Source organism: Blastocatellia bacterium (assembly GCA_035573895.1).
In the GTDB taxonomy this organism is placed as follows: domain Bacteria; phylum Acidobacteriota; class Blastocatellia; order HR10; family HR10; genus DATLZR01.
In genome coordinates, this window is record DATLZR010000023.1 from 1 (window position 1) to 19,179 (window position 19,179).

33 protein-coding genes are annotated in these 19,179 nt (G+C 60.3%); 32 read left to right on the forward strand and 1 reads right to left on the reverse strand.

All coding sequences use genetic code 11. The annotated features are described in order from the left end of the window. The 32 genes from rplC to accC form a co-directional block, all read left to right on the forward strand. Positions 1-237 (forward strand): 50S ribosomal protein L3 (gene rplC / locus VNM72_02885; GenBank protein HXF04342.1); only part of this gene is annotated, 237 nt, incomplete at its 5' end. A gap of 52 nt (positions 238-289) precedes the next feature. Then, positions 290-940 (forward strand): 50S ribosomal protein L4, encoded by a 651-nt coding sequence (rplD, locus tag VNM72_02890; GenBank protein ID HXF04343.1) that lies wholly within the window; start codon positions 290-292, stop codon positions 938-940. Continuing rightward, positions 937-1,251: a 50S ribosomal protein L23 gene (gene rplW / locus VNM72_02895; GenBank protein HXF04344.1), complete on the forward strand. Its 315-nt coding sequence runs from the start codon at positions 937-939 to the stop codon at positions 1,249-1,251. Before rplD ends, rplW begins: the two co-directional genes overlap by 4 nt. 17 nt (positions 1,252-1,268) lie before the next feature. Beyond that, on the forward strand, positions 1,269-2,087 hold the full coding sequence (rplB, locus tag VNM72_02900; protein ID HXF04345.1) for a 50S ribosomal protein L2: 819 nt from the start codon (positions 1,269-1,271) through the stop codon (positions 2,085-2,087). Positions 2,088-2,090: 3 nt separating this feature from the next. After that, a complete protein-coding gene (gene rpsS, locus VNM72_02905; protein HXF04346.1) occupies positions 2,091-2,381 on the forward strand; it encodes a 30S ribosomal protein S19 in 291 nt (96 codons plus the stop codon). Between the two features lie 31 nt (positions 2,382-2,412). Then, on the forward strand, positions 2,413-2,793 hold the full coding sequence (gene rplV, locus VNM72_02910; GenBank protein HXF04347.1) for a 50S ribosomal protein L22: 381 nt from the start codon (positions 2,413-2,415) through the stop codon (positions 2,791-2,793). A 13-nt stretch (positions 2,794-2,806) separates the two neighbouring features. Next, entirely contained in the window at positions 2,807-3,484 is a 678-nt protein-coding gene (rpsC, locus tag VNM72_02915) for a 30S ribosomal protein S3 (protein ID HXF04348.1), read from the forward strand. Between the two features lie 54 nt (positions 3,485-3,538). After that, positions 3,539-3,967, forward strand: coding sequence for a 50S ribosomal protein L16 (rplP, locus tag VNM72_02920; protein HXF04349.1), 429 nt, complete (start codon positions 3,539-3,541; stop codon positions 3,965-3,967). Next, positions 3,964-4,164, forward strand: coding sequence for a 50S ribosomal protein L29 (gene rpmC, locus VNM72_02925; GenBank protein HXF04350.1), 201 nt, complete (start codon positions 3,964-3,966; stop codon positions 4,162-4,164). The genes rplP and rpmC overlap by 4 nt, the downstream gene beginning before the upstream one ends. 18 nt (positions 4,165-4,182) lie before the next feature. Further along, positions 4,183-4,506: a 30S ribosomal protein S17 gene (gene rpsQ / locus VNM72_02930; GenBank protein HXF04351.1), complete on the forward strand. Its 324-nt coding sequence runs from the start codon at positions 4,183-4,185 to the stop codon at positions 4,504-4,506. A gap of 111 nt (positions 4,507-4,617) precedes the next feature. Then, positions 4,618-4,986, forward strand: a complete 369-nt coding sequence (gene rplN, locus VNM72_02935; GenBank protein ID HXF04352.1) for a 50S ribosomal protein L14 — start codon at positions 4,618-4,620, stop codon at positions 4,984-4,986. Between the two features lie 2 nt (positions 4,987-4,988). After that, positions 4,989-5,345, forward strand: coding sequence for a 50S ribosomal protein L24 (gene rplX / locus VNM72_02940; GenBank protein HXF04353.1), 357 nt, complete (start codon positions 4,989-4,991; stop codon positions 5,343-5,345). A gap of 78 nt (positions 5,346-5,423) precedes the next feature. Continuing rightward, positions 5,424-5,969 carry a 50S ribosomal protein L5 gene (gene rplE, locus VNM72_02945; GenBank protein ID HXF04354.1) on the forward strand — a complete coding sequence of 182 codons (546 nt, stop codon included), beginning with the start codon at positions 5,424-5,426 and terminating at the stop codon, positions 5,967-5,969. Between the two features lie 13 nt (positions 5,970-5,982). Continuing rightward, the gene (locus tag VNM72_02950; protein ID HXF04355.1) at positions 5,983-6,168 is read left to right on the forward strand and encodes a type Z 30S ribosomal protein S14; all 186 of its coding nucleotides are present in this window, start codon (positions 5,983-5,985) and stop codon (positions 6,166-6,168) included. Positions 6,169-6,222: 54 nt separating this feature from the next. Then, complete coding sequence (gene rpsH, locus VNM72_02955; GenBank protein ID HXF04356.1) at positions 6,223-6,618, forward strand: 30S ribosomal protein S8; 396 nt, start codon at positions 6,223-6,225, stop codon at positions 6,616-6,618. 75 nt (positions 6,619-6,693) lie between these two features. After that, positions 6,694-7,248, forward strand: a complete 555-nt coding sequence (gene rplF / locus VNM72_02960; protein HXF04357.1) for a 50S ribosomal protein L6 — start codon at positions 6,694-6,696, stop codon at positions 7,246-7,248. 32 nt (positions 7,249-7,280) lie between these two features. Then, positions 7,281-7,652: a 50S ribosomal protein L18 gene (gene rplR / locus VNM72_02965; GenBank protein HXF04358.1), complete on the forward strand. Its 372-nt coding sequence runs from the start codon at positions 7,281-7,283 to the stop codon at positions 7,650-7,652. Between the two features lie 33 nt (positions 7,653-7,685). Further along, a complete protein-coding gene (gene rpsE, locus VNM72_02970; protein HXF04359.1) occupies positions 7,686-8,195 on the forward strand; it encodes a 30S ribosomal protein S5 in 510 nt (169 codons plus the stop codon). A gap of 15 nt (positions 8,196-8,210) precedes the next feature. Continuing rightward, complete coding sequence (gene rpmD / locus VNM72_02975) at positions 8,211-8,435, forward strand: 50S ribosomal protein L30 (GenBank protein ID HXF04360.1); 225 nt, start codon at positions 8,211-8,213, stop codon at positions 8,433-8,435. 35 nt (positions 8,436-8,470) lie between these two features. Next, positions 8,471-8,926, forward strand: a complete 456-nt coding sequence (gene rplO, locus VNM72_02980; protein HXF04361.1) for a 50S ribosomal protein L15 — start codon at positions 8,471-8,473, stop codon at positions 8,924-8,926. A gap of 47 nt (positions 8,927-8,973) precedes the next feature. Then, entirely contained in the window at positions 8,974-10,383 is a 1,410-nt protein-coding gene (gene secY / locus VNM72_02985; GenBank protein ID HXF04362.1) for a preprotein translocase subunit SecY, read from the forward strand. An 86-nt stretch (positions 10,384-10,469) separates the two neighbouring features. After that, a complete protein-coding gene (locus VNM72_02990; GenBank protein HXF04363.1) occupies positions 10,470-11,165 on the forward strand; it encodes an adenylate kinase in 696 nt (231 codons plus the stop codon). Beyond that, positions 11,162-11,929: a type I methionyl aminopeptidase gene (map, locus tag VNM72_02995; protein HXF04364.1), complete on the forward strand. Its 768-nt coding sequence runs from the start codon at positions 11,162-11,164 to the stop codon at positions 11,927-11,929. Before VNM72_02990 ends, map begins: the two co-directional genes overlap by 4 nt. Positions 11,930-12,130: 201 nt before the next feature. Next, the gene (gene rpmJ / locus VNM72_03000) at positions 12,131-12,244 is read left to right on the forward strand and encodes a 50S ribosomal protein L36 (GenBank protein HXF04365.1); all 114 of its coding nucleotides are present in this window, start codon (positions 12,131-12,133) and stop codon (positions 12,242-12,244) included. A 7-nt stretch (positions 12,245-12,251) separates the two neighbouring features. After that, positions 12,252-12,635, forward strand: a complete 384-nt coding sequence (gene rpsM / locus VNM72_03005) for a 30S ribosomal protein S13 (protein HXF04366.1) — start codon at positions 12,252-12,254, stop codon at positions 12,633-12,635. 90 nt (positions 12,636-12,725) lie between these two features. Further along, on the forward strand, positions 12,726-13,124 hold the full coding sequence (gene rpsK, locus VNM72_03010; protein HXF04367.1) for a 30S ribosomal protein S11: 399 nt from the start codon (positions 12,726-12,728) through the stop codon (positions 13,122-13,124). A gap of 81 nt (positions 13,125-13,205) precedes the next feature. Further along, the gene (gene rpsD, locus VNM72_03015) at positions 13,206-13,859 is read left to right on the forward strand and encodes a 30S ribosomal protein S4 (protein ID HXF04368.1); all 654 of its coding nucleotides are present in this window, start codon (positions 13,206-13,208) and stop codon (positions 13,857-13,859) included. Positions 13,860-13,870: 11 nt separating this feature from the next. Beyond that, complete coding sequence (locus VNM72_03020; protein ID HXF04369.1) at positions 13,871-14,857, forward strand: DNA-directed RNA polymerase subunit alpha; 987 nt, start codon at positions 13,871-13,873, stop codon at positions 14,855-14,857. Positions 14,858-14,917: 60 nt separating this feature from the next. After that, entirely contained in the window at positions 14,918-15,382 is a 465-nt protein-coding gene (rplQ, locus tag VNM72_03025; protein HXF04370.1) for a 50S ribosomal protein L17, read from the forward strand. A gap of 43 nt (positions 15,383-15,425) precedes the next feature. Further along, complete coding sequence (locus tag VNM72_03030) at positions 15,426-16,523, forward strand: Xaa-Pro peptidase family protein (protein ID HXF04371.1); 1,098 nt, start codon at positions 15,426-15,428, stop codon at positions 16,521-16,523. A 2-nt stretch (positions 16,524-16,525) separates the two neighbouring features. After that, positions 16,526-17,029, forward strand: coding sequence for an acetyl-CoA carboxylase biotin carboxyl carrier protein (accB, locus tag VNM72_03035; protein HXF04372.1), 504 nt, complete (start codon positions 16,526-16,528; stop codon positions 17,027-17,029). Between the two features lie 60 nt (positions 17,030-17,089). After that, positions 17,090-18,466, forward strand: coding sequence for an acetyl-CoA carboxylase biotin carboxylase subunit (gene accC / locus VNM72_03040; protein HXF04373.1), 1,377 nt, complete (start codon positions 17,090-17,092; stop codon positions 18,464-18,466). 159 nt (positions 18,467-18,625) lie between these two features. Here the strand turns inward: accC and VNM72_03045 are convergent. Next, a partial coding sequence (locus tag VNM72_03045; GenBank protein ID HXF04374.1) for an energy transducer TonB occupies positions 18,626-19,179 on the reverse strand: 554 nt, incomplete at its 5' end.

Sequence of the window (19,179 nt, forward strand, 5' to 3'; positions counted from 1 at the left end):
GGCGGGCCGAAATCGCACGGTTCGATGTTCCATCGCGCCCCGGGATCAATTGGAGCATCATCTTATCCCTCGCGGGTCTGGCCGGGGGCGCGCATGACCGGGCACATGGGAATGCAACGGGTCACGGTGAGAAATTTGCGCGTCGTGCGCGTGGTGCCGGAGAAACATCTGTTGCTTGTGGCCGGGAGTGTTCCCGGTCCGCCCGGAGGCTATCTGTTGATCAGAAAGGCTCGGTGAGGTCAGACGCATCGGGACAGCGGGTGACACCGGGCCGTCCAGGAGAGATGCCATGCCAGTCGTGGAGGTGAAAAATCTCAAAGGCGAAGTCGTCGGAGAGCTGACGCTTTCGGACGAGGTCTTCGGTCGCCCATATCATCCGGCCGTCGTCTACGAGGCCGTCAGATGGTTCCAGGCCAAGCATCGAGCGGGCACCGCCGCTACCAAGACGCGGGGAGAAGTGTCCGGCTCGGGACGAAAACTCTGGCGGCAGAAGGGAACCGGGCGTGCGCGGGTCGGCTCGATCCGGTCGCCTCTGTGGCGACACGGGGGAACGATTCATGGTCCCGTGCCTCGGGATTACTCTTACGAGCTGCCAAAGAAAGTGCGACGTGCGGCGCTCGCCTCGGTCGTGTCGGAGCGATTGCGGGAAGGACATCTGATGGTCATTGATGCCTTCACGCTGGAGACGCATAAGACGAAGGCTCTGGCCGAAATCCTGGCTCGGCTCGGGCTGAACGGGCATCGGACCCTGATCGTGGATGATGATCGGGAGAATCGAAATCTGGCCCGGGCATCGAGAAATATTCCGACGGTCACGCGGGTGCCATCGTACGGGATCAACGTTTACGATGCCCTGGCTCACGAGGTGCTGGTTTTCTCCCGGGAGGCGATCCTCGCCTTCGAGAAGCGAATGAAGCGAGCCGATGGGGGACAGCCATGAAAACCATCTGGGACGTCATTAAATCTCCGGTCGTGACGGAGAAAGCACTGGAGCTGAAAGATGAGACGGTTGAGGCCGGACTCAAACAGGTCCTCGTGTTTAAGGTGGATCGCCGGGCGACGAAACCGGAGATTAAGCAGGCCGTCGAGACCCTCTTCAAAGTGAAGGTGGAGGAGGTGCGGGTGGCCAATTATCGCGGTAAGCGCGTCTTTCGCTTCGGTCGGTTGCGCGGGCAACGGGCGGCCTGGAAGAAAGCCTATGTGACGCTCAAGCCCGGACAGAAGATCACCGAGTACGCCGATCTTGTCTGAGCGAGGGAGGACCTACTATGGGGATCAAGACAGTCGCACCGGTCACATCGTCACGGCGATTTCAAACCTTCCTGACCAAGGAAGAGATCACGGCCGACAAGCCGTATAAGCCTCTGGTCGTTCCCAAGCGGCGGATTCACGGGCGCAATTGTCATGGGCACATCACCGTCCGCCATCGGGGCGGCGGGCACAAGCGGCTCTACCGCATCATTGACTTCAAGCGCGATAAGTTCGGGATTCCTGCCCGCGTGGCCACGATCGAGTATGATCCGAATCGGTCGGCGTTCATCGCGCTCCTTCACTATGCGGATGGAGAGAAGCGGTACATCCTCGCTCCTCACGGCCTGAAGGTGGGACAGACGGTGATGTCCGGACCGGACGCGGATATTCTGGTGGGAAACGCGCTGCCGCTCAAGAATATTCCCGTCGGGACGATGATTCACAACATCGAGTTGCGGCCGGGCAAAGGAGGTCAACTCGTTCGCAGTGCCGGAGCAGCAGCGCAACTTCTGGCCAAAGAGGATGATTATGCTCAGGTGCGGTTGCCGTCCTCGGAGATTCGGCGCATTCATATCAACTGTATGGCCACCATCGGTCAGGTGAGTAATCTCGATCATGAAAACGTCTCCATCGGCAAAGCCGGACGCAAGCGATGGCGGGGCATCCGTCCCACCGTCCGGGGAACGGCGATGAATCCCATTGATCACCCGCACGGAGGTGGCGAGGGGCGATCCAAGGGGAATCATCCCATGACTCCCTGGGGTCAACCCACGCTCGGCTACAAGACGCGACGGAATAAACTGACGAGCAAGTTCATCGTCCAGAGGAGGAAGTAAGCGATGGGGCGTTCGCTGAAAAAGGGGCCATTCGTTGACGCCCATTTGATGGAGAAGATCGAGCGGCTCAATCAAACGGGAGAGAGAAAAGTCATCAGGACCTGGTCGCGCCGCTCGACGATTACGCCGGAGATGGTCGGCCATACCATTGCCGTTCATAACGGGAAGAAGTTCATCCCCGTCTACATCACCGAGAACATGGTCGGGCACAAGCTGGGGGAATTTGCTCCTACGCGGACGTTCAAGGGCCATCCGGAGAAAACGGAGAAAACGGCCAAGCGGGCCAAAGTCTAGTCGAATGCGGGCAGCTTGAGGATGTGACGCTATGGAAGCCAGGGCCATTGGAAAATTCATTCCGGGCTCGCCGCAGAAGGCGCGGCTGGTCATTGATCAAATTCGCGGGCGCAGCGTGAATGAAGCGCGATCCATTTTGCTGTTTTCTCGAAAGCGGGCCGCACGAAAGATCCTGATGGTGCTTCAGTCGGCCATCGCTAATGCTCTGCGGCAGGCCGACGAAGCCAATATCGCCGTGGATGTGGATGAGCTGCGCATCAGCCAATGCTACGTCAATTCGGGGCCGACCAAACATCGGGCGGGATCTCGTCGCTACCGGGCCGCTCCGCGCGGGCGGGCCTATATGGAGCGGCGGCGAGCCAGTCATATCGTGATTGTCGTCTCCACCGAAAAACCAAAATCGTCTGAGTGAGGGAGGATTCGTCGTGGGGCAGAAGACGCATCCCTACGGATTTCGCCTCGGCTACATCCGGCCGTGGCATTCGACCTGGTTCCGCAAGCGGGACTACGGCAAAATCCTGCTGGAGGATCTCCGGCTCAAGTCGGATCTGAAAGCTCGATTTGCCGGAGCTGGCGTCTCCCATATTGATGTCGAGCGGGCGGCCAATAAGCTCAAGATCATCATTCATACGGCCCGTCCGGGGATCATCATCGGGCGAAAGGGAGCGGAAATCGAGAAGCTGCGCGGGGAGATCGCCGAGCGCACCAAGCTGGAGGTCTTGATCGCCATTCAGGAGGTCGAGCGGCCCGAGTTGAATGCCCAGCTTCAAGCGGAGAAGATCGCTCAGCAACTGGAGAAGCGGGTGGCCTTCCGACGAGCCATGCGCAAGGCGGTTGATGATGCCATGCGCTTCGGCGCTAAAGGGATCAAGGTGAGGGTATCGGGACGGCTCAACGGAGCGGAGATCGCCCGCTCGGAATGGTATCTCCAGGGACGATTGCCGTTGCAAACCCTGCGGGCCGACATTGATTATGGGTTCGCCGAGGCCTATACGACCTACGGCGTCATCGGCGTCAAGGTCTGGGTCTATCGGGGTGATATTCTCGATCCCCGCTCGGTGATGCTCAAGGGGACTCGTCCGGCGGCCGGACGTCGGGGATAAGCGGACAATCTCCATCCGTGCGGGAACTCAGGACGACGGCAAGGAGAAGGCACCATGTTGATGCCGAAGAAAGTCAAATATCGGAAACAACAGCGCGGGCGGATGAAAGGCGTGGCCACGCGCGGGGCGACGGTGGCCTTTGGGGAGTTCGGCCTGAAGGCGCTGGAACCGGCCTGGATCACCGACCGACAGATCGAGGCAGCTCGCGTGGCGATGACGCGGTTTGTCAAGCGGGGAGGGAAGATCTGGATCCGCATCTTCCCCGACAAGCCGGTGACGAAAAAGCCCCAGGAAACGCGCATGGGGAAGGGGAAAGGCTCGCCCGAATTCTGGGTGGCGGTGGTCAAGCCGGGACGCGTCCTTTTTGAGATCGAAGGCATCCCGGAGGAAACGGCCCGTCAGGCCATGCGGCTGGCGGCCTCGAAGCTTCCCATCCGAACCAAATTCGTCAGCCGGAAGCAACTGGAGGAGGTTCTCGCATGAAGACCGGGCAGTGGCGCGAGATGTCTGAGGAGGAACTGCGGGCGCAGGAGGCCACTCTCCGCGAGTCCATTTTTCGATTAAAATTTAAGCTGAGTTTGGGCGAGGTGGAGGCGCTCAAGAATCTTCGCCAGGCGAAGAAAGATCTGGCGCGGGTTCTGACCATTTTGCGCGAGCGACAGCGGAAAAATGTCGGGTGACGGGGGCCCGGAGGCGATATGGAGAGCGCAACACACACGGAGCAGAAGCGAGGCCGACGGCGGGAAGTCGTCGGTGTGGTGACCAGTGATAAGATGACCAAGACGGTCGTCGTCACGGTCGAGCGGCTCGTGCGACATCCGCGCTATGAGCGGGTGGTCAAGCGGCGGTCGAAGTTCATGGCTCATGATGAGCTGGGGGCGACGGTGGGCGATAAGGTCCGCCTCGTCGAGACCCGCCCCCTGTCGGCACGCAAGCGCTGGCGGGTGGCGGAGATCCTGCAACGCGCCGCCAAGCGGATCGTGGAACCCGAACCGGAAGTCCGGGAGGAGCTGCAAGGGTGAGGGCGAAAGAGACGGGAGGTCCTCCCTTCGCCCGGATCACGTCCGCTGCGCGTGAACCCGTCACCCTACGATCGCTCGGCTTGCGCCCGCCTGTGAGGAGGTGACAGACGTATGATTCAGATGCGAACGATGCTGGATGTGGCCGATAATTCCGGGGCCAAGCGGATTCAGTGCATCCTTCCCGTGGGCGGATCAACCGGCCCGGTGGCCACGCTGGGCGATGTCATCACGGCGACGGTGAAAGAAGCGGCTCCTGATTCGCCCGTCAAGAAAGGGCAGGTCGTTCGAGCCGTCATCGTGCGCACTCGCAAGGAGGTGCGCCGACGGGATGGGACCTACATCCGGTTTGACGATAACGCGGCCGTGCTCATTAAGCCCGACGGCGAGCCGATGGGCACGCGCGTTTTCGGACCGGTCGCCCGCGAACTGCGCGATAAAAAGTTCATGAAGATCGTCAGCCTGGCACCGGAGGTCATTTAGTCATGGCCAGCGTTCATGTCAAAAAGAACGATACGGTCGTCGTCCTGGCCGGGAGCAATACCAAAGAGCGGGAGGCCTCCGGACGCATCACGCTCAAACGCGCGCGGGTGCTGGAGGTCAAACCGCGCGAGGGGAAAGTCCTGGTCGAGGGAATGAGGAAAATTAAGCGCCATGTGCGGCCCAACACGCGCCGGGGCATCGGCGGGGGGATCATCGAGCGGGAGGCTTATATTGACATCTCCAACGTGATGGTCGTGTGTCCGGCCTGCCTGCGACCGACGCGCATCCGGCGCGAAGTCGGCGTGGACGGGCGCAAGACGCGCATCTGTAAAAAATGCGGAGGCATCATTGATAAATAGCAGCACGAGCGGCCCGTCGCCCCTGCAGGAGACGGGCCGGGACGAGTAGGGCGTATGGTTGCGAAACCAGCAAAATACATGCCACGACTCTTGAAACGCTATCGGGAGGCGGTTGTCCCGACGATGATCCGGGAGTTCGGCTATAAGAATCCGATGGCCGTTCCCCGGCTGGAGAAAATTGTCGTCAACATGGGGCTGGGAGAAGCGATTCAGAACCCCAAGGCACTCGATCGGGCGACCGAAGAGCTGGCGGCCATCACCGGTCAACGTCCGGTGATCACGCGGGCCAAGAAGTCCATCGCGGCATTCAAGCTGCGAAAGGGGATGCCCATTGGGGCCATGGTCACGCTGCGGGGCGCACGCATGTACGAGTTTCTCGACCGCCTCATCAATATCGCTTTGCCGCGCGTGCGCGACTTTCGGGGCCTCTCGCCGAAATCGTTCGATGGCCGGGGCAATTATACCATCGGGTTGCGCGATCAGTTGGTCTTTCCCGAAGTTGACTTCAATAAGGTGGATAAGGCGAGGGGAATGAACATCTGCATCACAACGACGGCCCGGACCGATGAGGAGGCGCGGGCCCTGCTCAGCTTGCTGGGCGTGCCCTTCCGCACGGGGGCGTGAGGGAGAGGACGATATGGCGCGAAAGAGTCTTTTCGCTAAGATGGTCAAGAAACCGAAGTTCAAGGTGCGCTACCGCAATCGCTGCCGCCGCTGCGGACGTGGCCGGGGCTATTTTCGCAAGTTCATGCTGTGCCGATTGTGCTTTCGTCAACTGGCTCTGGAGGGACATATTCCGGGCGTGGTCAAAGCGAGCTGGTAACCAACCGAGCGCGGTGATGATCACCGCAAGCTCGTCAGCGGAGTGAGACGGAGTATGATGACTGATCCAATCGCCGATATGCTGGCGCGCATGAAGAATGCGCTGCGGGCGGGGCATCAACGAGTGGATGTGCCGGCCTCGAAGATCAAAGCGGAGATCGCCCGCATCCTGAAAGAGGAAGGATACATCGTCAATTACAAGCCGGTCGTGGAAGGGAACAAGAAAATCCTGCGCATCTACTTGAAATATGGCGACGGAGGCGAGCAGGTCATCACCAACCTGGAGCGCGTCTCCCGCCCCGGTCGCCGCATTTATGTCAAGGCCAGCGAAATCCCACGAGTTCGGGGCGGACTGGGCATTGCGATCCTGAGCACCTCGCAGGGACTCATGACGGGACAGTCGGCGCGGCGAAAGAATCTTGGAGGAGAAGTGCTCTGTTATGTCTATTAGCCGGTCGGACGGAATGTTCGTCTCCGGTGCCGACCCGAGCCGGCCGTGACGATAAAGGGGCAGGAGAAGGAAGCCATGTCACGCATTGGGAGAAAACCGATTCCGATCCCCAAGGGGGTCAGTGTGGCCATCAAAGCGGATCATCTTGAGGTGACCGGACCCAAGGGGATGCTCCGCACACCCGTGCCGCCAGGCATCACCTTTCATATCGAAGATAATGTGTTGAAGGCGGAGCGAGCCAGCGATGACCAGAAGGCTCTCCACGGCCTGGCGCGGGCGCTCGCCGCGAACGCCATCCGGGGAGTCACGGAGGGATTCAGCCGCGAGCTGGACGTCGTCGGTGTCGGATACAAGGCCGAAGTGCAGGGGCGTCGCGTGATCTTCACGCTCGGCTATTCACATCCGATTGAATTTCCCCTGCCCGACGGCATCAGCGTGAGCATCGAGAGGAAGAATAAGCCGATTCCGCAGTATCAGATGTCGCTCATCGTCTCCGGCACCGATAAACAGATGGTCGGGCAGGTGGCCGCCAATATCCGGAGCTTGCGGCGGCCTGATGCGTACAAGGGCAAGGGCATTCGCTACGCCGACGAGGTGTTGCGACTCAAGCCGGGCAAGACCGGCAAGTAAGCGCATCTCGGACTCTCTGAGGGAGTGAAGGTATGGCACGCAAATCACGCGCTGAGATCCGGCGGGCTGTTCACGCGCGCATCCGGAAACGGATTCGCGGGACGGCTGCCCGTCCACGCCTTTCGGTCTACCGGAGCCTGCGGCACATCTACGCTCAGATCATTGACGATGAGAAAGGGGTGACGCTGGCCGCTGCCTCGACGCTCGACCGGGCCTTCTCCGGCGGCAACGGCAAACGGTACGGAGGAAACCAGGCGGCGGCGCGGGAGGTCGGCAAGCTCATCGCCGCACGGGCTCTGGAAAAGGGGATCACCCGCGTCGTCTTCGACCGGGGAGGCTTCCGCTATCACGGGTGCGTCCGTGCGCTGGCCGACGCCGCCCGCGAAGCCGGCTTGCAGTTTTAACCGTATTGGAGGGAGCGGTTAAAGGATACGTCTATGGGAGCAGCCAAGCGAGAAATCATTTCGCCCGAAGGGCTCGATTTGAAGGAGTACGTCGTTTCCATCAATCGTGTCACGAAGGTCGTCAAAGGAGGCAAGAACCTCTCCTTCAGCGCCCTGGTTGTCGTCGGTAACCAGAATGGAATCGTAGGATTCGGATTGGGCAAGGCGCGCGAGGTCCCGATGGCGATCAAAAAGGGAGTCGAGGCCGCTAAGAAAAACCTCCGGCGGATTCCCCTGAAAGGAACGACGCTTCCCCATCCTGTTGTCGGACACTTCGGGTCGGGACGCGTCGTCCTCAAGCCCGCTGCCGAGGGAACCGGAGTCATTGCGGGAGGAGCCGTGCGAGCGATCATGCAAGCTGCTGGAGTCCAGAATGTCCTGACCAAATCCATCGGCTCGAATAATCCCCATAACGTGGTGCGGGCGACCTTCGATGGCTTGAGCCAGCTCCGAAGTCCGGAGGAGGTGGCTCGGCTGCGGGGCAAGGATGTTCACGAGCTGTAGCGGAGGCTCGGCACAATGGTCGAGAAAACATCGGTGAAAACCATCAAAATCCAGTACTATCGCAGCATGATCGGTCATCCGGAGAAGCACAAGGTGATCGTGCGCAGCCTCGGCTTGACCAAACTCAATCAGGTGGTCGAGCGTCCGGATACGCCGGCCATTCGCGGGATGGTGGCGAAAATTCCTCATCTGGTGAGGATCCTGGAGGAGGAGCCGACGGCCTCTTCACCCCGGGGCTGAGCGTACGGTATTTTTGCTGAGGTGATTCTATGGCGATCGGACTTCATAACCTCGTTGTTCCGCCGGGAGCGCGACATCGTCCCAAGCGCGTCGGGCGCGGCCCCGGTTCCGGTCACGGGAAGACGGCGACGCGAGGACATAAAGGGCAAAAGTCACGCTCCGGCTATTCGCGGAAGCTGGGATTTGAAGGCGGACAGATGCCCGTCCAGCGGCGTCTGCCCAAGCGAGGATTCACTCATGCCTTCAAGAAAGAGTGGGCGGAGGTCAATCTGGATGTCCTCCAGGCGCGCTTTTCGGCGGGCGAGGAGGTGACTCCCTCGATCTTACGGGAACGAGGGATCGTGAAAAATCTTCGTGACGGTGTGGTGATTCTCGGTCGGGGTGAACTGACCAAACCGCTCACGGTCGTTGCCCATCGCTTCAGCGCATCGGCTCGGGAGAAAATTCTGGCGGCCGGAGGGCAGGTCCGCCTCGTCGAACACCTTGGCTAGGGCAGGGATGGCGGCCTGAAGAGGTACCCTCCGCAGGAGGCAAAGATATGCTGGCCAATCTCGTCAAAACCTTCCGGAATGTGTTCATCATCCCCGACCTGCGCAGCCGATTGCTCTACACGCTCGGCATGCTCGTGGTCTACCGCGCCGGCGCGGTGATTCAGACTCCGGGGATCAACCGCGAGGTGCTCGACCGACTCTGGCGGGACGTGGCCTCCAATCTCCTGGGCGTGCTCGATCTGTTCACCGGCGGTAACCTTCGCGTCGTTTCCATCTTCGCCCTGGGCATTACACCTTACATCACGGCGTCCATCATCCTCCAGCTCATGACGGTCGTCTCCGAACGGGTGAAGAAGATCCACGAAGAGGGAGAACTCGGACGGCGCAAGATCAATCAGTGGACGCGCTATGTGACCGTCTTGCTCTGCTTCATCCAGTCCACCGGCATCGCCTACTGGCTGACGCAGCAACCCGATCTGGTGACGGGAATTGATCGGAAATGGTTCATCCCGATGGCGGCGTTGACCTGGACGACGGGAACGATTTTCGTCATGTGGATTGGGGAGCAGATCACCGAGCGCGGCGTCGGCAATGGGATTTCGCTGATCATTTTCGCCGGGATCGTCATCGGTCTGCCGCGGGCGCTCGGCCAGATATGGGATCGGGTGAGCCGGGCTGATCCGCTGACCGTCCTGGGCATTCTCATCATGCTGGTGGTTGGCGTCCTCATCATCGCCGCCGTCGTGTTCATCGAGCGCGGCCAGAGAAAAATCCCCATCAGCTATGCCCGACGGGTGGTGGGCCAGCGCGTGCTGGGCGGCCAGATGACGCATCTGCCCCTGCGCGTCAATATGGGTGGGGTCATCCCCGTCATCTTCGCCGTCTCGATTCTCTCGTTCCCTCAAACGATCGCCCAGTTCACCAACTGGATGTGGCTGCAAAACTTCGTCCAGAACTTCAATCGCGGAGGACATCCGCTCTACGATCTGATCTTCGTCATCGCCATCATCTTTTTCTCGTTCTTTTACGTCTCGATCATCTTCAACACCGATGAGGTGGCGGAGAACTTGCGCAAGCACGGGGGATTTATTCCGGGGATTCGACCGGGCAAGCGCACCTCGGAATATCTCAACGAGATCCTCACGCGGCTGACGACGGTGGGAGGGCTGTATCTGGCGATCATCTGTCTCATCCCCCAGGTGATCCTCACCGGCTTCAAGGTTCAGGAGATTCCCTGGATTGGTCCCTGGCTCTCGAACGTGCTGGCCAATACGCCGGGGCTCAGTTGGATTCAGGATGGACTGGGGTTCCAGTTTTATTTCGGAGGAACATCGCTGTTGATCGTCGTGGGCGTGGCCATGGATACAATTGCCCAGATCGAATCACAACTGGTGATGCGCCACTATGATGGATTTCTTGGTCGCGGGCGTCGTCTGCGGGGTCGGCGCATCGGCTAGCGCATCGGTTGTCGCTGGAGGAGATCGTTGGTCTCCCCCTTTGTCGAACCCGACCGAGAAGGGACCTGACGCGAGCGGAGCCGACGGTGGGAACAATCCTCATCCTGATGGGAGCACCGGGAGCCGGAAAGGGAACGCAAGCCCAGCGGATTTCCGAACGATTCGGCTGGCCGCAGATTTCCACCGGCGACATCTTGCGTGAAATGGCCGAGACGGACACCGAGCTGGGCCGCCGCATTCGGGAAACGCTGAAGGCCGGTCACCTGGTCAGCGATGACATCGTCGGCGCTATCATCCGTGAGCGAACGGCTCAGGACGATTGCCGTCGCGGCTATATTCTCGATGGATATCCTCGCACGGAAGCTCAAGCGCGCCTGCTCGACGAGATCATTCACGAGCAGAAGAAAAAGCTGCTGGTGATTCACATCGTCATTCAGCGAGAATCTCTGGTGAAGCGTCTGTCGGGACGGCGCACCTGTCCCCGGTGTCACGAGATTTACAATCTCTACTTGAAGCCCCCCCGGGAGGATGAACTGTGTGATCGCTGTCGCCTACCGCTGGTGCAGCGGGCCGATGATGTTCCCGAAGCGGTGGCCGAACGATACGACGTCTACCAGCAGAAGACCGCGCCTCTGCTCGAATATTACCGGGCGCGGGGAAACGTCTACGAGGTGGATGGGGAGCGCCCGATCGAGGAAGTATTTCAGGAGATTGTGACGATTCTGGAGGCCCATCGTGCGCGGTGCTCCTCCAACTGCAGCCAGGAGAGTCTCTCGGTATGATCATCTGTCGCTCACCCGCAGAAATCGAGAAGATTCGCCGGGCCGGGCGGATCGTGGCCGAGGTCTTGAGGGACCTGAAGGAGATGGCCCAGCCGGGCATCACCACCCGCGAGCTGGATCGTTACGCGGAGGCGAAAATTCGCGCGGCCGGAGCGGTGCCGACGTTCAAAGGCTATCGCGGCTTTCCCGCCTCCATCTGCACCTCGATTAACGATGAGGTCGTGCACGGCATTCCCTCCCATCGCAAACTGCGGTCGGGGGATATTCTTGGCATTGACTGCGGGGCCACGCTCGACGGGTACGTGGGAGACGCCGCCGTGACGATTCCCATCGGGGATGTCTCCGAGGAGCTGCAGCGGCTGATTCGCGTGGCCGAAGAAGCTCTCTATCGAGCGATCGCTCAGGCGCGTGTGGGCAACCGGCTGTACGACATTTCCTACGCCGTCCAGTCCTACGCCGAGGCGCATGGCTACTCCGTCGTGCGGGATTTTTGCGGCCATGGCGTGGGACGACAGATGCACGAAGACCCCCAGGTGCCGAATTTCGGCAGGCCGGGAACCGGCCCGAAACTGCGCGCGGGCATGGTCCTGGCGATTGAACCGATGCTGACGATGGGCACTCACGAAGTGGAGATCGCCGAGGATGGGTGGACGGTTCTCACCCGCGATCGCCGACCCTCGGCTCACTTCGAGCACACGGTGGCGATCACCGAAAACGGGCCGGTCATTTTGACGACCCTCAATGACACGCATCTGGCGGTGTAGGGCGATGATGGGGTGCGGGTCTTCGCCGATCTTTACCGGTAAGACGGTCTGTGCTATATTTGCCGACTTGCATTTTCTGTCAGGTTGTGACCGGAAGGTGTCACCATCTCGTAGGGACGCACGTCGCTCCGGCCGGAGCGGAAGGCACGGACCCGGAAAATCACCGACCGTGGCTGAGCCGATGTGCGTCGGAGGTGAGCGATGAAGGTCAGAGCATCCGTCAAACGCATGTGTGAACATTGTCGGATCATCCGACGCAAAGGAGTCGTGCGGGTGATCTGCAAGAATCCGAAGCACAAACAGCGTCAGGGATAGAGGCACTATGGCACGCATTGCGGGAGTTGATATACCGCCAAATAAACGGGTTCTCATCGGGCTCACGTATATCTTCGGCATCGGACGCTCGCGTTCGGCGAGCATCCTGGCCCGCGCCGGCGTTGATCCCAATCGGAAAGTCCGCGATCTGACCGATGACGAAATCACCCGAATTCGTCAGATCATTGATCAGGAGGGGAATATCGAGGGCGATCTGCGGAAGCGGATTCAGATGGACATTCGGCGGCTCATCGAGATCGGGTGCTATCGCGGATTGCGTCATCGTCGCGGGCTGCCGGTGCGAGGACAGCGCACCCACACCAATGCCCGTACGCGAAAGGGACCGCGTCGCGCGACGGTGCCGAAGAAGAAAGCCCCCGGGAAGAAATAACTCTCGAGGCGCGCGTGCCGATCACCCGGCGAGCGCGAGGAGTTCGCCCGGGATCGTCGCGTGCACGCTGATGCAGGAGGAAAGACGAGCATGGCACGAGCAACACGACGGCGAACGGCAAAGAAACGCGAGCGCAAGATCGTCCCGCACGGTATCGTTCATATCCAGTCCACGTTCAACAACACGGTGGTGACGGTCACCGATCCGGAGGGAAATACGCTCGTGTGGGCCAGCGGAGGTACGCTCGGTTTCAAAGGGTCGCGCAAGGGAACCCCTTTCGCCGCGCAGCAAGCCGCTCTGCGGGCGGCGACGCTGGCGCGCGAGCAATGCGGCATGCGCAGTTGTGAAGTCTGGATCAAGGGACCGGGGTCCGGTCGAGAGTCCGCCATTCGCGCTGTTCATTCGGCGGGCCTCGACATCAAGGTCATTCGAGATGTCACACCGATCCCGCATAACGGATGTCGCCCGCCCAAGCGACGGCGCGTCTAAACGGCCCCACGGGAGAGCGGCGACGGTCTCGACAGCCTCGCGGCGATCCTGCTGGGTGGCTTTTGAAACGAAGGGGAGTCTATGGCACGATATACCGGAGCTGTGTGTCGGCTGTGCCGACGCGAAGGGACAAAGCTCTTTTTGAAAGGCGATCGTTGCTTCAAGCCCTCTTGCGCCATTGATAAACGGGGAGCGTTCCCCCCGGGGCAGCATGGTCGAGAAGCGCGTCGCACCAAGCTCGTTGGCTATGGGGAACAGCTTCGAGAGAAGCAAAAAGTCCGTCGCATGTACGGTCTGCTGGAGCGTCAGTTCGCTCTCGCCTTTGAGGAAGCGGCTCGGCGCAAGGGTGTCACCGGCGAGGCCCTGCTGACGCTGCTGGAGCGGCGCCTGGACAATGTCGTCTATCGCCTCGGCTTTGCCATGTCTCGAGCGCAAGCCCGCCAGTTGGTGAGTCACGGTCACATCCTGGTCAAACGGGGGGAGAGCGAGCGCCGCGTGAACATTCCCTCATTCCTCGTGCGCCGGGGAGACGAAATTTCCGTCGCCCCCGCCATGCGCTCTAATGTTCACGTTCAGGAAGCCATTCGCACGGCGGTGGGACGAACCGGTCGCCCGGCCTGGCTGGAACTGGTGGATAGTGAAAATTGCCGGGGACGGGTCGTCGCTCTGCCCACCCGCAGCGATATTCCTTACGACATCCGAGAACAATTGATCGTTGAATTGTATTCGAAGTAGGAGCGATGAGCATGCAATATTGGGTTGGATTCCAACGACCGAAACGGTTGGCCTGCGATCTGGAGACTCTCACCGATCGCTACGGAAAATTCTATGCCCAGCCGTTTGAGCGCGGGTTTGGTACCACCATCGGCAATAGTCTTCGTCGAGCCCTCCTCTCGGCGATTGAAGGAGCGGCCATCACGGCCGTGCGGATCGAAGGGGTGCTCCATGAGTTCTCTCCCATTCCCGGCGTGGTGGAGGACGCCACCGATGTCATTCTCAATCTCAAGCGCATTCCCTTCAAGATGCATGTGCCGGGGCCGAAGACTCTGCGGCTGAGCAAAGAAGGTCCGGCGGAAGTCTACTCGCGGGACATCGAAGTGGATAGCGAGGTCGAGATCCTCGAACCCGACCTCTACATCGCTACCATCGCCGAGGGCGGATCGCTCAATATTGAAATGCGTCTCAAATGGGGACGCGGCTATGTCCCCGCCGAGCGAAATTTCGACGATGATCTGCCGGTGGGATACATCCCGGTGGATTCAGTTCACTCGCCCGTGCGAAAGGTCAACATGACCGTCGAACCGGCTCGCATCGGACAAGTGACCGAGTATGACAAGCTCACGCTGGAGGTCTGGACGACCGGAGCAATTAAGCCGGCCGATGCGGTGGGCCTGGCGGCCAAGCTCGTGAAAGATCACCTGTCCATCTTCATCAATTTCGAGGAGGAGGAGGTCGAGGAGGTCATCTCGGAGGTTCCCGAGCCCCCACGACCGGTTCTCGACGAATACTTGAACCGACCGGTTGATGAACTGGAGCTGTCCGTGCGCGCCTTCAATTGCTTGAAGAATGCGGGAATCGTCACCATTCGGGATCTCGTCCAGCGCACCGAGTCCGAGATGCTCAAGATGAAGAATTTCGGTCGCAAATCGCTCAACGAGGTGAAGGAAGTCCTCGCCAGCATGGGCCTTTCCTTCGGCATGAAGTTCGATGAGACGGGACAGGTGATCAAGTGAGCACACCGGCGCTGTGAGGGCTGGAGGGATTCCGTCAGCTCGTGAAAGGGGAGAGTTCCTATGCGTCATCGGGTTGATCATCGGAAATTACGACGGACGCGAGAGCACCGGGAGGCGCTTCTGCGCAATTTGTGCACCTCGCTCATCAACGAAGGGCGCGTGGTCACCACGCTCGCCAAAGCCAAAGAGTTACGCCGATTCGCCGAACGCGCCATCACCCTCGCCCGACAGGGAACCGTGGCGGAGTCGCCCGTCACCACTTTGAATTGCTGGCGTCGCGCCGCCCGCTACGTCATGGGCGGACACTCGCAGGTTCGCTTCCGCGCCTACAAGAAGCAACCGGTGCGAACCGTGGAGCGAACAGCGGGCGTGCGGGCGCTCAAGAAGCTCTTCGAGGAGCTGGGACCGAAGTACCGCGACCGGGCCGGCGGCTATACGCGAATCGTAAAACTCGGCTGGCGAAAAGGCGATGGAGCCCCTCTGGCGCTCGTCGAGCTCGTGACCGAAGAGCAAAAGAAGAGCTGATAACACGGGATGTCTTTCATCGGGCCCCAACGTCATCGGCAACATGACGCTTGGGGCTTTCGCGTCTATGAACTATCGCCAGCGACAGCAGCGCCTGGAGCAGCCCATCCGGGAGCACCGCCTGGACGGTCTGCTCATTACGCATCTGCCCAATATCCGCTACCTGACGGGGTTCACCGGCAGTATGGCCATGGTCTTGCTGCTTCCGGACGAGGTCCTCTTCCTCACCGACCGTCGCTACACCCTCCAGGCGTCTGAACAGGTTCAAGCCACCATCATCCCCTCCGAGATCACCTACGAGCAAACGCTCCTTGAGACCATTCGCCAGCGCCGAATTCGTCGTCTGGGATTTGAAGCCTCCCGCATGAATGTGAAGATGCATCGGGCTCTCAGCGAAAGCCTGGGATCAGAATGTGAGCTTGTGCCGACGGACGGTCTGGTCGAAGCGCTCCGGCTCATCAAGGATGACGAGGAAATCGCCGCCCTCCAGCGAGCCATCGAGCTGACCTCGGCGGTGTTCGCCGACATTTTGCCGGAGATCAAGCCAGGCGTGCGAGAGCGCGATCTGGCCGTCGAGCTGGAGTACCGCCTGCGTCGTGCCGGTGCGGAGCGGCTGGCGTTCGACACCATTGTGGCTTCCGGCGCGCGAGCGGCATTGCCGCATGGCATCGCATCGGACAAGAGAATCGGATATAATGAGCTTGTCGTTTTTGACTTCGGCATCATCGTGGATGGATATGCGAGCGATATGACGCGCACGGTCTATCTGGGAACACCCGACGCGCGCGTGCGGGAGATTTATCGTATCGTGCTGGAGGCGCAACAACACTGCGAGGAGAACATGCGAGCCGGAATGACAGCCCGGGACATTGACGCCCTCACCCGCGAACCGATCACCCGAGCCGGATATGGCGACTACTACGGGCATTCCACCGGTCACGGGATCGGCCTGGAAGTTCACGAAGCGCCTCGGCTGGCCCGCACCAATGACGCTGTTGTTCCCGCTCGGGCGACGGTGACCGTCGAGCCCGGTATTTACCTGCCGGAGTGGGGCGGCGTGCGCATCGAAGATGTCGTCGTCGTGGAGGCCGAAGGGTGTCGCGTGCTCACCCCCGCTCCCAAGGAGCTTTTAGCGCTCTGATCATGAACCTGAAAGAACTCAAAGAACTGATCAAACTGGTCGATCAGAAACAGTTTGCCGAGTTCGAGCTGGAGCAGCCCGACTTCAAACTACGGATCAAACGCAATACTCCCGTTGTCGTCCAACCGACGAGCAATTCAACATCGCCTGCTCCGACTCCTCTGCCCGGCGGCGTCCCGCCCGCGATGTCCGTGGCGCCACCCCCGGTTGTGCCCCCGCCGGCCGTGGCGGTGACACCGGCTCCGGCGGCGGCACCGGAGGAGGCCTTGCACCTGATCGTCTCGCCCATTGTCGGGACGTTTTATCGCGCTCCCAGCCCGACCGCCGATCCTTATGTCGAGATCGGCGATCGGGTCGAGCCGGGAACTGTCCTCTGTTTGATCGAAGCCATGAAGCTCATGAACGAAATCACCTCCGACGTGGCGGGCGAAGTGGTGAAGATTTTCGTGGAAAACGGGCAGGCGGTGGAGTACGGTCAGCCGCTCTTCGGCATTCGCGTGTCCTGACGCCATGAGATGATCGGTACGTAACGGCGTTGGAGGACGCTCTGTTATCATCGAGTCACGATGTTTCGCAAAGTTCTCATCGCTAATCGAGGAGAGATTGCCTGTCGCATCATCTGGGCCTGTCGGGAGCTGGGCATCAAAACCGTCGCCGTTTTCTCTGAGGCCGACCGCGAAGCCCTTCACGTCCAGTTGGCCGATCAAGCGGTCTGCATCGGACCTCCTCCTCCGGCCAAAAGCTATCTGAACATTCCCGCCGTCATCAGTGCGGCGGAGATCACCGATGCCGATGCCATCCATCCGGGCTACGGCTTCCTGTCCGAAAGCGGCTACTTCGCCGAAGTGTGCGAGGCCTGCAAGATCAAGTTCATCGGTCCCTCATCCAGCATCATCAAGCTCATGGGCGATAAAGTGCGCGCCCGCGAGACGATGAAAGCGCTGGGCGTCCCCACCGTGCCGGGAAGCGATGGCGTTGTCCGATCAGCCGAAGAAGCGCGCGCCATCATCGAACGCATCGGCCTGCCGGTGATTTTCAAGGCGGCTGCCGGAGGCGGTGGACGCGGCATGAGGATCGTGCGCTCTCTGGACGAAGTCTCCAGCGCCTTTAATACCGCCCGGAGCGAGGCGGAAGCGGCCTTCAAAAGCGGCGACATCTACATCGAGAAATACATCGAACGCCCTCGACATATCGAGATCCAGATTCTCGGCGATGAACATGGCAACGTCGTGCATCTCGGCGAGAGGGAGTGTTCGATCCAGCGGCGCTACCAGAAGCTGATCGAAGAGTCTCCATCGGTGGCCCTCACGCCACGACTGCGGGCGGAGATGGGACGGCTGGCCGTCCAGGCGGCCCGCGAGATCGGCTATACCAGCGCCGGGACGATGGAGTTCCTCTTCGATGGCGAGAACTTCTACTTCATGGAGATGAACACCCGCATTCAGGTCGAACATCCGGTGACCGAGACGATCACCAACGTTGATCTGGTCCGCGAGCAAATCCTCATCGCCGCCGGCGAGCGTCTCAGTTTCACGCAGGAGGAGATCGTCTTCTCCGGTCATGCCTTCGAGTGCCGTATTAATGCCGAAGATCCCGAGACGTTCGCTCCCTCGCCGGGAACGATCACGGCCATCACTATTCCCGGCGGGCCTGGGGTCCGAGTGGATACGGCGATTTATCCCGGCTACACCGTGCCCCCGTACTACGATTCGCTCATCGCCAAACTGATTGTGCGCGATCGCACGCGCGAGCGGGCGATCGCCAAAATGCGACGGGCTCTCGATGGATTCATCATCGAAGGGATCAAGACATCCATCCCCATGCACCTGGCGATTTTTGAGGATCCCGATTTCATCAGCGGCAACATCTCCACTCACTTCATCGAACAGTGGCTGCGGAAACGGGCGGCGGCTCAGACAGTTGAATCCGTGGGCGTGAGCTAAAGGGCGCTCTCCCGGTTGCGGTCCCCGGCCACCCTGCAACGATGAGGAAACTCGCGCTGCCTTTGGGGACTTGCTCATAGAAGCGACACGTCCCCTCCGTCCGGATGCGTCGCGCCGCTGCAGGACGTGCCCGCCCGCCTTCGGAGCAGGGGAAGCGGGTCACCTCTCTTGAGCAAAGAGAGGAGACCATAACCTGCCGTCTTGGTGAACGACGAATAGGATTAATCCGATGACGGGTACACGAGTTCCATTGACCACGAAGGGACGAAACTTCCATCCACGAACGGCCTGTTGACACGCGCTCAAGAGGAGTTCATCTCCGGACGCTGGAACGACTTGTGTTACTTCGCCCGATTCGTTGATCGTCACTCTTAAAAGGGCTTGAGCTGTTGAAGTACTCCTCGGGACCTCCGGCTTCTGGAAACTGAGGAGATGCGAAGCAAGCCCCTTGTGCGTGGCGATATACTGACCGTTATGAGCGTTGATCACATCCGGACCCTCTCCCGTCTGGTTTCGGTGGGGAAATTGCAACCGATTCAGGAGGCTTGCCCCGTTGTGAACCTCCTCCGTCAAGACCAATCCATTGTGAACCATGAGGCTCGTCATCGGTCTGGCGGTCACGATGGTGCCACGATTTCCATCAATCGTTACTTCCGTTCGAGCCGGCACTGTCAGATAGATCATTACACTTCCATTGGCTTCCGAGAGCCCAG